This is a genomic window from Paenibacillus sp. ALE2, from assembly GCF_054113385.1.
On sequence record NZ_CM134213.1, the window covers coordinates 680,650 to 692,501 of the forward strand.

Here is an 11,852-nt window from a genome sequence, read left to right on the forward strand (position 1 = left end):
GGCTTACCCTCCCTGCACGAACAGACGTCTGCGCGCCAGCCGCCAAATGATGATCATCGGCACGAGCAGAACGACCAGCCAAATGATTTGAATACCCAGCACATTCCATATGCCAACGCCTTTTACACGTCCCGTAAATACAGAGCCCGGCAAATAAGTAATTGCCTGAAAAGGCATCCATTGGGAAATTGTTGCCAGCCAGCCCGGAAACAAGCTAATTGGCAAAATCAACCCTGAAAACAGGTCTACGACTACGCGCTTCATGCGCATCATGCCCTCATTATTTTCGATAAAAAAGGCCGTCAATCCCGTAATAATATTAATCTGAGTGTTGATCAGAAAGCTGAAAAACAGCATGACCAGAAAACCAATCCAGGCTACCGGGTCACTGGGAAGCTTCACGGGGAACAGCAGCATCGCAATCGCCATGCCCGGAATCATAAACAAGAGGAAGCGAAACATCCCCTCACCGAGTCCCTGCATAAACTTAACAAGTACATAGTTATAAGGTCGGATCATCTGAATAGCAATGCTTCCATCACGAATATCTGTCGATATTTCGCGATCCAGATTGTTAAAATAAAAGGCTCTCGCCATCCACGATACGGCTACATAGGTCGTCATCTGAGCAGCAGTAAAGCCTCCAATACTACCCGCATCGCCATATATCGCTTTGTATGTGAAATAATACACGCCGATATTCATGGAATAAATAAGTATGCCCGAATAATAGTTCACACGATAAGCAAGCATCGTGAGAAACCGGATACGAATAAAATCGGTATATACGCTAAGCATGAACTTTGGCCTCCACTAGCGGATTGCCTTGGCGTTCTGCCGAGCCAGACTGATAGATACTGCGAACGATATCATCCGTGTTGGTTTCAATGATTTTGATATCCGTAATGTCCGTGCGGCCAACTACGCTAGCCAGCACATCCGATACATTAATATGAAGAGGAATCCACACCTTGGCAGCCAAATCGTTATCCATAGTCCACGTCAATGGCATATCGGCTGTCCATGCCTGCAATTGCTCCAGCACAGTCGTCGTACCAAATTGGAACCGTACTTCCCGACCTGTCCCCCAACGAGCCTTGAGGTCATCCAGTCCACCATCATAAATGATATTCCCATCATCCAACATAATGACACGCGAGCACAGCGCCTCAATATCCTGCAAATCATGGGTCGTCAGCAAAATAGTGGTCCCGTGTTCCCGGTTCATGTCCTTCAAAAACTCACGAATTTCGGACTTCACCATGATATCAAGCCCAATGGTCGGCTCGTCCAGAAAAACAATCGACGGATTGTGCAGCAAAGCAGCTACCAGCTCACAACGCATCCGTTGTCCAAGACTAAGTTTACGCACCGGGCGGCTTAGCAAATCCTGCAATTGCAGCCTTTCTACCAGCTCATCCAGCCTGCGTTTGAAGTCCATAGCTGGAACCTGATATACTTTGCGCAGCAGTTGAAAAGACTCGATCACGCCGATGTCCCACCAAAGCTGGCTGCGCTGACCAAAAACAACGCCTATGTTACCTACAAACTTCTCGCGATCCTCATAAGGGACATAGCCCCCCACCTTGAGATGTCCCGATGTTGGCACGAGAATACCTGTCAACATCTTAATCGTGGTGGACTTTCCGGCCCCGTTCTCACCAATATAACCGCATATTTCCCCTTGCGGAATACGGAAGGATATATCTTTGACCGCAGCCACCTCGTTGTATTCGCGGGCGAATAAATCAAGGAAGGCGCCTTTTAAGCCCTCGCGGTTTTTTTGAACCTTAAATGTTTTGCGCAGATCCTGCACATCAATTGCCAGCATGTTATACCTCTCAATCAGGATTTGTAAAATCCATAGTTAAATTGATTGTGCTCCAAAAAGAAATTATAATGTAATGAACTGAAAAGCGAAAGGGAGAGCATCCATGACAAGCAGAACCAAAAGGACGATATGGTCGGTTCTAGCCGTGGTAATCGTCGCGATTGTCGGCTTTGCCGTGTACTATTTTACATCCATTTATAATCAGCTGGATAATCTGCATAAAGAGGGTGCTAACTCCCCCTTCAAAAATGTAAAGCAGGTCGATCAGGTTCGTACACCAGAACCGCCCAAGTGGGAAGGTACCGATATGGTCAACATTTTGCTGATGGGTGTCGATGGTCGTGGCATCCAGAAAGGGGAAGTCCCCCGATCGGACAGCATGATGGTTGTATCGCTGGACCCTGTGAAGAAAAAAATGCACCTGTTCTCTATTTTGCGTGATACGTACGTGGATATTCCCGGCTACGGAAAAAATCGGATCAACACCGCCATTACCCACGGACCCAATACGGCCATGAAGACGGCTGGCGATCTATTGGGCATACCAGTGCAATATTATGTGTATACGGATTTCCAAGGCTTTATTAAACTAGTGGACGCTGTAGGCGGCATTGATTTTGAAGTGGAAAAGGATATGCATTATACAAGTAATGCGGATAAGCATGAATACGATATTGATTTGAAAAAGGGTATGCAGCATCTGGACGGCAAGACGGCGCTTCAATATGTGCGATTCCGCCACGATGCCATGTCCGACTTCTCCCGTTCCGGACGGCAACGGGCATTTTTGGAGGCTGTAGCCCAGAAAATGCAGACTACGACTTCCATTGCTAATCTGCCAAGCATTTTAGAGCAGGTTAACCCGTACATTGATACGAATCTCAGTGTTAACGATATGTGGAAGCTAGCGAATGTGGGGTACCAAAGCAGCTTTGCAGGCAGCGAACAGGTTCCACCGATGAAGCTGCTTGGCGAAGAAAATGTGGGCGGCGCGGCAGTTCTTACCGTCCGTGATCCGGAAGAACTGAAATCTTATGTACAGGATATATTTAATAATCCTCCTACACAAACACAGGAACAAAATAAGGATCAAAACGAAACGAAACAGCCGGATAGTGCATCGTCCTCCAAGACGGATAAAGCTTCCTTTACAGGAGGCAATAAAACCAGTACTGAGGATGCTTCCACACAATCAACAACAAAGACAGGACAAAAAGAGCTATAATGATGTATGCAGGGGCAGCCGTGAACGCTGCCCTTTGGCGTGTGTATACCCTATTTTAATGAACGGAAAGGAAGTTTTGATGATGAAACGGGAAAACTCCGAAGCACTATATAAAGAAGCCCTGGAGCATATTGTCGGGGGCGTTAACAGCCCTTCACGCTCCTTTAAAGCTGTGGGCGGTGGCGCTCCAGTATTCATGAAACGCGCCCAAGGTGCTCATTTCTGGGATGAGGATGATAATCGGTATATCGATTATTTGGCGGCCTACGGTCCAATTATTACCGGACATGCTCATCCCCATATTACCAAGGCCATCAGCGAAGCGGCTGCGAATGGCGTATTGTACGGAACCTCGACGGCATTGGAAATCAAACTGGCCAAGATGCTGAAGGAGGCTATTCCTTCTATGGATAAAGTCCGGTTTGTGAATTCCGGCACAGAGGCAGTCATGACGACGATTCGTGTAGCACGAGCCTATACGGGGCGGAACAAGATCATCAAATTTGCCGGCTGCTACCACGGTCACTCGGATCTGGTACTTGTAGCCGCAGGCTCCGGCCCTTCCACACTGGGCATACCTGACAGCGCAGGTATTACAACCAACATTGCGAGCGAGGTCATTACTGTGCCATTCAACGACCTTGACGCATTGCGCCAAGCTTTGGAGCACTGGAGCGACGATGTGGCGGCAGTCATGGTGGAGCCGATTGTCGGTAATTTTGGCATGGTGATGCCGCTGCCAGGCTATCTGGAAGGGCTGTGCTCGATGGCGCGGGCGAACGGCTCCCTTGTCATTTATGACGAGGTCATTACCGCCTTCCGCTTCCACTACGGCTCAACCCAAACGTATGCAGGTCTGGACAATCATGATGCGATTCAGCCGGATTTGACCGCGCTGGGCAAAATCATTGGCGGTGGTCTGCCGATTGGTGCCTACGGCGGCAGCAAGCAGATCATGGAGCAGGTTGCCCCACTCGGCCCAGCCTATCAGGCAGGTACAATGGCAGGCAACCCGGCTTCCATCTCTTCAGGCATCGCCTGTCTTGAAGTTCTTCAAGGGGAAGGCGTGTATGAAGAGATGGAGCGTCTGGCTGTGAGACTGACGGACGGTATTCAGTCTTCCGCTGATCGCTACGGCGTGCCATTGACGATCAACCGCATTCGCGGAGCGTTCTCAACGCATTTCTGTGATCATCCGATCACGAATTACGCACAGGCGCAGGACACGGATAGCGAAGCGTTCGCATCCTTCTTTCGTCACATGCTGGATCGCGGCATCCATCTGGCACCATCCAAGTTCGAAGCGTGGTTCCTCACAACAGCGCATACGGACGAAGATGTGGATGCCACGCTGGAAGCAGCGGACGATTCGTTCCGTGCGATGTCACAAGGTAAATAAGCAGAGCAGTAAGCGATAAAATATGAATAGAATGAGAGCTGGAAGTAGTCTTAAAGATGGGTATCCGACGTCTGAGACTGCGTTCCGGCTCTTTTTCATTTCACAACTGTACCCGTACAGTTGCAGAATTTATGAATTGTATCTGGTTATGCCATCCGGTTATATTGAGAGAACCACAAGTTGAGATCATGATTACGGAGGTTTATTATGCACAGTCGTTCCAGAAATGGGGTCGCCTATCTGGCAGCTCTCAGCTATGCAGCTATACTTGGCTTCTCATTTTTATTTGTAAAACTGACAGTGACGGAGGCAAGCCCACTGGATGTGATCGCCCACCGCTTTGCGTTGTCATTGATCGCTTTGACCATTCCAGTGCTGTTTGGTTGGATTAAAATCAATATCAAGTGGCGTGATATGCTGTGCATATTGCCATTGGCGATGCTTTCACCTTTACTTTTTTTCCCCTTACAAGCGTTCGGGCTGATGAGCACTTCTTCATCGGAGGGCGGAATAATTCAAGCTACCGTTCCTATCTTTACACTTCTGTTAGCCTCCTATTTTCTTAAAGAGCGCACAACAGTGCTTCAAAAGATATCCTTACTGCTCTCTGTTTTTGGTGTGGTTTTTATATTTGTGATGAAGAGCGGAGCACCGCTGGCTTCCAATAGCTTTGGCGGTATTGTTCTGCTCGTGCTCTCTGCTATATGCCTATCTGGCTATAACGTGCTGGCTCGTCCATTAACGCAAAAATACAGTCCGATGGAGTTGACCTACGTTACCTCCATTTTAGGATGTATCGTTTTTAACCTGGCGGCCTTGGGGTATCATGCCATAGATGGTTCCATGAGCGCCTATACAGCTCCACTGGTAAAGCCTGATTACTGGATGGCACTGGCTTATCTGGGTATACTGTCTACTCTCGTGACTTCGCTGTTGTCCAGCTTTGCCTTGAAGTGGATCGAAGCCTCCAAAATGAGTGTGATCGGTAATTTATCCACGCTTATCTCCATGATTGCCGGTGCCTACATTTTGAAGGAACAGCTTGCCTACTATCACATTATTGGTGCTGTGGTGATCATTATCGGTGTGGTGGGCACCAATTTCGGAGGACGAAAAAGCTTCGCGCCGATCAAAACAACTTCGGCAAAATCGCAATAATGGACTAAGAGCAGGCACAAATCTTGTCTTAAAAAAGAAATCTCCAAGCTGGGCAATTCCAGCCTGGAGATTTCTTTTTTTATCTTCTTTGCCTTCGTCGGACTAAACCGGGTACGCCATGACACTCATTAATGCCAGCTCCGGCTGTGTCGTGTCCAGTCTACTATATTGTACGATGATGGGCACATCGCTAGTGACCGTAATTGCGTAAGGAATACCTGTCGGAATCCGTTCGCCGGACTTTTCCAGCGAGGCTGTTCGGATATGGCGGGTTCGTCTTCCTTCCACCACCTCGATCATTCCCTCCAACGGCTCGCGGTCTTCAAAATAAATGTCTATGCTCAGCTTTGCCGCACAGTTTCCACAGTTCAGCACACATATACTTTCATGACTGAGCAGCTCTCCCCGGCTTTCCGGCGGAATATACCCGTCGGGGATGACCCAGAATAAGCTTCCTCGCGGCTGATTAGCCGCCTTTTCCTGTGACCGTTCAGTATCTCCCATGCCAATGGCCTCCTTTCAGCTATGAATACTTTTACATCTCTATGCCTCTTTTCTACCCGTACGGATTCTCCTGGGTACGCAGCAGTTCAGCCAGAAAAGCAAGCGCCAAGCCCTGACCCCACCCCTGAATGCGTTTGTAGGGTACGTTTCGGTAGCCATCTATATCGTTCATTACAGCAGTTCCAGCGGATACGCCAGTCACTGTGCCGTCCTCTTTAATGCGGGAAAGGATACCGTCAATCGCCTTTTGCGTGTATTTGTTAAACAATCGGCCCTGCATAAGCAAAGCAGTCGCAATTCCTGCCGAACCAGAGGTTTCCAGATAAGAGGTATCATCGTTCAGCACCGTATGCCACAATCCTTCTGGGGATTGCAGCCGCACCAGTGCATTGAGCTGGTCACGCAGCGAGCCGTCAATGATCATATAGGATGGATGCTGGACCTCCACACATTTCAGCGCCTTGGCCATCGTGAGTGCTGCCCATGAATTGCCGCGCGCCCAGTATATGCCCGACATGCGGCTTTGGTTCGCATGATCCCAGCCATGGTAATACAAATTCGTATCCGGGTCCTGCAAAAATTCCTCATGCCCGTGATATTGCCGGATTCCATCCTCCCAATATGTCTTGTTGCCCAGCAAATGACCGATCCGCAGCAAATAATAACCAGCCATAAACATCGTATCCACCCATGCTTGCTGCGGAAATACATCATGTAGTGAATTCACGGTGTGCTGGAAAATGCCGTCGGCAAACCGCTCAGCTTTTTTGGTCAAAAATTCTGCCATCTCGATAGCGATATCCAGGTATTTTTGCTCACCTGTAGCCTGATGTAGTGTCAACAAACAATGCCCGACAGAAACGCCGTTCACCGACAGAGGCGGAAGTCCATCCTCAATATTTTCGTCAACCCATTCTTTCAGCTTGATCAAATACTGTTCATTGCCTGTCGCTTCATAGGCTTCGCATACTCCATAAAAGGCTACTCCGCCAGGCCAATCCCAGCTATAGTGCATTTGAAACGTGCGTTCCACTACCCGGTCAATCACCTGTTTAATCTGTTCTTCATCAAAACTCAATGCGGGCATTTCCACGTCTCCTCCCTTGGTAAGCTTCACGTTAGTTGCCCTCCTTGCCACCTGTTCCAAAAAAGGTCATCCGTCAACGTAAGTACATGCGCAGCGGTTGCAAATTCAGTTCCTGCACAGTCCTCGTCACCATATTTGCAATCCGAACCGCACCGTTCTCATGAAAATGTGTATTATCCTCTAGACCGCCGGAAAAGTTCATATATTCCCCAGGCAGCAGCCACATAAAAAGCTCCTTGCTCTCTTCGGGGCCAAGCTCTTCATATAACTCCTGCGTGCGGGCAGACAGATCAATAAGCGGCACGTTCGCTTCTTCGGCCAGCTCGCGAACCGCCGTTATATAGTCGCCATGTGTGTCGGACAACGTACCGTCCACGTTAAAATAGCGACGATGTACAGGCGTAATCAGCACCGGGGTTCCGCCCTTGCTTCTCGCTCCGTCGACATACAGACGCAGATGCTCCTTGTAGGTCGTAAAAGGCTCCGTGGCCCGCTCCAGATCGGGCTTCTGATCATTATGACCGAACTGGATGAACAAGAAGTCTCCTGTCTTCATTTCCTCCAAAATAACGTTCAACCGTCCCTCGTCCACGAAGCTCTTGGAGCTTCGCCCCGATACAGCGTGATTATCCACGCACACATCATGCTTGAACAGGGCCGGCAAAGCCTGTCCCCAGCCTGTGTACGGATAGCCGGACATCCCTTGATCCGTAACCGTGGAATCTCCGGCTAGGAATAGCCGGAGATTCTGTGGTGCTGGCACAATCTCCAGCGCATTGAGTCTCGGTGCGGTGCCAGATACGATGAGGCGCAGTTTACCATCCCGGATAGGCACCGTAAACATTGCCTCGGTGAACTGGCCTGGCAACGTGTGGACGGGAGGCAGCATATGCTTGCCCTCACCAGCCCGGAGCCGCGTGATCGTTTCCGCCAGTGGATCGCCAAGCAATACGGTGACCAAAACTATTCCGTCCGGTACATCTGCAACAAACGAAGCGTTCAGTGGAATACAAAAGCTGCTTCGCAGCCGTGTATGTGCATCCTTGGCTGGATTCTGCCTTTGTCGGCCATACACATGCTCCGTAGTCTCGAAGCCATAGCCTTGCTCAGCCGTATATATGCAATCCGGGGACACGGCCTTGTAGCCCTCCGCAGGTTCCCCCGGACCAAAGTCAAACTTCCACATTTTACTCACTCCTCGGCCTTCACCCTTAAATCCTCACCATCAATTGTATGCATATCCAGATGCAGCCCATTTCTATGCGCGAGCTTTATATCCTCAGACTATACATTTTTTAGGTCTTATCCCTTCAGACCACTCGTGCTCATTCCTTCTACGATTTGCTTTTGGAAAGCGAAGAATACAGCGATGACAGGCAGCAGGCTTAGGATGGACATCGCGAACATTCCTCCCCAGTTGGAGGCTGACTCGCTGTCGAGGAACATTTTGAGTGCAATCGATACGGTATATTTTTCTGGCGAGTTCAGATACAGTACCGGGCCTAACAAATCCTCCCACTTCCAGTAGAAAGAGAAGATTGCCGCCGTAGCCAGCGAGGATTTGAGCAAGGGTAAAATAATTCGAAAATACAACCGGAACTTGCCGCATCCGTCAATCGTCGCCGCTTCATCCAGCTCTGCTGGAATCGTCCGTATAAACTGCACCATCAGAAAGATGAAGAACGGCATCCCGAAAAAGGATGGCACTACCAACGGTAAGATCGTATTGATCCATCCAAGCTTGGTGAAAATAATATATTGCGGTACCAGCACTACATCCCCCGGCAGCATCAGCGTCACCATCATCAGAGCAAACCACAAGTTACGCCCTTTGAATTTCAAACGTGCGAAGCCAAATGCGATCAATGAGGAGGAAAGCACAGCGCCAATCGTGGAAATCACTACGATCGTGAGCGAATTCAGAATATATGTGCCAAAGTTATAACCAGTCGTGCCTTTCCAGCCTGTTACATAGTTTTGCCAAATCCATTCTGTAGGGAAAAGTGAGGAGGCCGTGACGAATATCGTCCGACTTTCTTTAAAAGAGCTGAACAGCATCCAGAACACGGGATACAGCATTAGGAGCGCCAGTGCAGCAACCAGAATGTGATAAATTGGCCATTTGAACGTTTTCCATGCCATTGGTATCAGCGCCCCTTTTCCGTTTCATAGAACACCCAGAACTTGGATGTCATAAATAAAATCGCTGTCAGTATCGCAATCATAATGAGCATGACCCAGGCCATAGCTGCCGCATATCCCATATTGCTGAACATAAACGCCTGCCGGAACAGATACAGTGAATGCAGCATCGTTCCATCCATTGGACCACCCTCACCCTTGGAGATAACATAGGCTGGGACGAAGGTCATAAACGCACTGATCGTCTGCATAATCAAGTTAAATAAAATAATCGGACTCAGCAGTGGCAGCGTAATACTGAAAAATTTTCGTACTGGCGTAGCGCCATCTACACTGGATGCCTCGTACATTTCAAGCGGAATGTTTTTCAGCCCTGCCAGAAAAATAAGCATGGATGAACCAAATTGCCATACAGACAAGGTGATCAGCATCATGAGCGAAGCATTCGGATCACCAAACCATTTCACTGGGGTTGCCCCCAAGGCCGAAAGCAAGCTGTTAACAATGCCCTCATTACTGAAAATATTGCGCCACATGATGGACACTGCAACGCTACCCCCGATAATAGAAGGCAGATAATACATCGTCCGATAGGTGCCTACCATGCGTGACTTGGTATTCAAAATCATCGCCACAAACAACGCGAAAATCAGTCGCAACGGTACACCGACCAATACATACGTAAATGTGACCCTGATCGAATTCCAATATTTCGGATCACCTGTGAACATTTTTTCGAAGTTACCCAGACCAATCCATTTGGGCGGGGTGAACAGATTGTAGCTCGTAAAGGACAGATACAGCGAAATAAACATTGGAATTAACGTAAATGCCAGAAAGCCCACAATAAACGGGCTGATAAACGCATATCCGGTCATATTGGCTTTCAAGCTCTGATGATTTCGCAAGCTCATCAAGCCTCCCTTCTGTTGCATTTTAAGAATTTGCGTACATGTAAATATAAACTATGCGTTGTTATATGAATTATTTTGTGATATCTACAAAGGTTTCTTCTGCAATGGGTTCGTCGGATCAACCGTGCGCAGGTCATGCTTTGCACTACGCACGGTTAACCTAACGAATCGGTCCTTCAACCCTGCATTATTACTGCTTGTTATTCGCAAGGATGGTATTCGCATCAGCCCGGAATTTGACCGCTGCGTCTTCAGGCGTCATCTGTCCGAAATTGACTTGCTCAATGTAATCGGTCAATGTAGCAATCACTTCCGGCGATCCAACCGGTGGCGGCGGGCTCATTGGAGAAGCTTTTGGCTCCATGGAAGCCACAAATTCAAACACCTGCTTCGTTGCCTCGCTCAACTCCGGCGCTACAGCTTCCTTGATTTTGGCAGAAATCGGTACGCCGCGTTCGCCTTTAATCAATTTATTCGCTTCAACATCGTTCATCCAGAAATCAATAAACTTTGCGGCCTCATCCTTCACCTGTGAACGGGAAGCCACCGCCCAGTACATGGTAGGCTGCATATACACGCCTTTTTCCATATTCGGTCCAAACATCGGAGCAAGCGCCATTGGGCGATTAACGACCTGTTGTAAGCCCACATACTGATTAGACCACTGCCAAATGCCGATACCTGTTCCTTTTACGATATCCGATTCCTCAAGAATTCCCTTGGTTTGGTTCATGACTTCAGGAGTCGGTGTCGCCCCCTTCTTAATCAGCTCAGCTAAACCACCGAAGAAATCAACAAACAGCTTATCGTCATCATACCCCAATCCTGTTCCTTCCGTATTGTAGAGAGATTTTCCATGTGTCCGCAAATAGTAGTGGAAGAAAATATCCGCAGCCATGGAGCTGTCAAAGTAAACTTTATTGGAGGCTGCCTTCAAAGCCAGCTCTTTGTATTGGTCCCATGTCCAGTCATCAGGAATTTTGTCTATGCCCGCTTTTTTGAGCAGTGCCGGATCGTACTGGAAGCCCAGCACATTGACACCTGTTGGAATACCATATTGCTTTCCGGCAATGATTCCGGTTTTGAGTACATTTTCGTTTACATCAGCGACTTGGATTTTCTGATTCAAGTAAGGCGCCATATCTTCCAGCTGGCCGTTCTTCGCATATTGGCTAATATACGAAATGTCCATCTGCACGATATCCGGCAGTTGGTTTGCTGCCGCCTGCGGTGCGAGCTTCTTCCAGTAGTCATCAAAAGAGGCATATTCCACATCAATCGTTACATTCGGATTTTTTTGCTTATACAAATCGATAACCTTCTGCGTATATTCGTGGCGCGTATCCGATCCCCACCAAGCAATCCGCAACTTTACTTTCCCGTCTGCACTTGTGCCCGAATTGCCTCCACCGTCTGCTCCACTACATGCCGTCGTCAACACAAGCAGCATCGCTATGACCAGAAACCATCCCTTTTTGCCCACCTATCTCTCCCCTTTTCGCTGTTCTAGAAAGGAGCCTTATTACGAGTAACAATGTACTTACGCTTGTTTGATAGCGTTTACATTTGCTCCTGTTGTTATTTTCCCAAAA

General features: G+C 48.4%; 11 protein-coding genes. 3 read left to right on the forward strand and 8 right to left on the reverse strand.

What is annotated here, in order from left to right; all coding sequences use genetic code 11:
• Positions 1-3: 3 nt before the first annotated feature.
• Positions 4-798, reverse strand: coding sequence for an ABC transporter permease (locus ACXHJ1_RS02735; RefSeq protein ID WP_016819311.1), 795 nt, complete (start codon positions 796-798; stop codon positions 4-6).
• Positions 791-1,831 (reverse strand): ABC transporter ATP-binding protein, encoded by a 1,041-nt coding sequence (locus tag ACXHJ1_RS02740; RefSeq protein ID WP_016819312.1) that lies wholly within the window; start codon positions 1,829-1,831, stop codon positions 791-793. Before ACXHJ1_RS02740 ends, ACXHJ1_RS02735 begins: the two co-directional genes overlap by 8 nt.
• 103 nt (positions 1,832-1,934) lie before the next feature.
• Between ACXHJ1_RS02740 and ACXHJ1_RS02745 the strand changes: the two genes are divergently transcribed.
• The 3 genes from ACXHJ1_RS02745 to ACXHJ1_RS02755 all read left to right on the forward strand — a co-directional run bounded on the left by ACXHJ1_RS02745 (position 1,935) and on the right by ACXHJ1_RS02755 (position 5,613).
• A complete protein-coding gene (locus tag ACXHJ1_RS02745) occupies positions 1,935-3,056 on the forward strand; it encodes an LCP family protein (RefSeq protein ID WP_044788127.1) in 1,122 nt (373 codons plus the stop codon).
• An 82-nt stretch (positions 3,057-3,138) separates the two neighbouring features.
• Positions 3,139-4,455, forward strand: a complete 1,317-nt coding sequence (locus ACXHJ1_RS02750; RefSeq protein WP_457906157.1) for a glutamate-1-semialdehyde 2,1-aminomutase — start codon at positions 3,139-3,141, stop codon at positions 4,453-4,455.
• 207 nt (positions 4,456-4,662) lie between these two features.
• A complete protein-coding gene (locus ACXHJ1_RS02755; protein WP_457905563.1) occupies positions 4,663-5,613 on the forward strand; it encodes a DMT family transporter in 951 nt (316 codons plus the stop codon).
• 102 nt (positions 5,614-5,715) lie between these two features.
• On the opposite strand, the gene ACXHJ1_RS02760 is transcribed toward ACXHJ1_RS02755, so the two are convergent.
• The 6 genes from ACXHJ1_RS02760 to ACXHJ1_RS02785 all read right to left on the reverse strand — a co-directional run bounded on the left by ACXHJ1_RS02760 (position 5,716) and on the right by ACXHJ1_RS02785 (position 11,743).
• Positions 5,716-6,117, reverse strand: a complete 402-nt coding sequence (locus ACXHJ1_RS02760) for a sensory rhodopsin transducer (protein WP_019686151.1) — start codon at positions 6,115-6,117, stop codon at positions 5,716-5,718.
• A 52-nt stretch (positions 6,118-6,169) separates the two neighbouring features.
• The gene (locus ACXHJ1_RS02765; protein ID WP_117290635.1) at positions 6,170-7,204 is read right to left on the reverse strand and encodes a glycoside hydrolase family 88/105 protein; all 1,035 of its coding nucleotides are present in this window, start codon (positions 7,202-7,204) and stop codon (positions 6,170-6,172) included.
• A gap of 73 nt (positions 7,205-7,277) precedes the next feature.
• Positions 7,278-8,390, reverse strand: coding sequence for a rhamnogalacturonan acetylesterase (locus ACXHJ1_RS02770; RefSeq protein WP_457905564.1), 1,113 nt, complete (start codon positions 8,388-8,390; stop codon positions 7,278-7,280).
• Between the two features lie 116 nt (positions 8,391-8,506).
• Positions 8,507-9,346 carry a carbohydrate ABC transporter permease gene (locus tag ACXHJ1_RS02775; protein ID WP_013369435.1) on the reverse strand — a complete coding sequence of 280 codons (840 nt, stop codon included), beginning with the start codon at positions 9,344-9,346 and terminating at the stop codon, positions 8,507-8,509.
• Between the two features lie 5 nt (positions 9,347-9,351).
• Positions 9,352-10,260: a carbohydrate ABC transporter permease gene (locus ACXHJ1_RS02780; RefSeq protein ID WP_016819319.1), complete on the reverse strand. Its 909-nt coding sequence runs from the start codon at positions 10,258-10,260 to the stop codon at positions 9,352-9,354.
• Positions 10,261-10,450: 190 nt separating this feature from the next.
• The gene (locus tag ACXHJ1_RS02785; RefSeq protein WP_016819320.1) at positions 10,451-11,743 is read right to left on the reverse strand and encodes an ABC transporter substrate-binding protein; all 1,293 of its coding nucleotides are present in this window, start codon (positions 11,741-11,743) and stop codon (positions 10,451-10,453) included.
• Between the last annotated feature and the right edge of the window lie 109 nt (positions 11,744-11,852).

Bases quoted from the DNA above. Each gene is read 5' to 3' on its own strand.
- ACXHJ1_RS02735 (WP_016819311.1), bottom strand. From the start codon at position 798: ATGCTTAGCGTATATACCGATTTTATTCGTATCCGGTTTCTCACGATG.
- ACXHJ1_RS02740 (WP_016819312.1), bottom strand. From the start codon at position 1,831: ATGCTGGCAATTGATGTGCAGGATCTGCGCAAAACATTTAAGGTTCAA.
- ACXHJ1_RS02745 (WP_044788127.1), top strand. From the start codon at position 1,935: ATGACAAGCAGAACCAAAAGGACGATATGGTCGGTTCTAGCCGTGGTA.
- ACXHJ1_RS02750 (WP_457906157.1), top strand. From the start codon at position 3,139: ATGAAACGGGAAAACTCCGAAGCACTATATAAAGAAGCCCTGGAGCAT.
- ACXHJ1_RS02755 (WP_457905563.1), top strand. From the start codon at position 4,663: ATGCACAGTCGTTCCAGAAATGGGGTCGCCTATCTGGCAGCTCTCAGC.
- ACXHJ1_RS02760 (WP_019686151.1), bottom strand. From the start codon at position 6,117: ATGGGAGATACTGAACGGTCACAGGAAAAGGCGGCTAATCAGCCGCGA.
- ACXHJ1_RS02765 (WP_117290635.1), bottom strand. From the start codon at position 7,204: ATGCCCGCATTGAGTTTTGATGAAGAACAGATTAAACAGGTGATTGAC.
- ACXHJ1_RS02770 (WP_457905564.1), bottom strand. From the start codon at position 8,390: ATGTGGAAGTTTGACTTTGGTCCGGGGGAACCTGCGGAGGGCTACAAG.
- ACXHJ1_RS02775 (WP_013369435.1), bottom strand. From the start codon at position 9,346: ATGGCATGGAAAACGTTCAAATGGCCAATTTATCACATTCTGGTTGCT.
- ACXHJ1_RS02780 (WP_016819319.1), bottom strand. From the start codon at position 10,260: ATGAGCTTGCGAAATCATCAGAGCTTGAAAGCCAATATGACCGGATAT.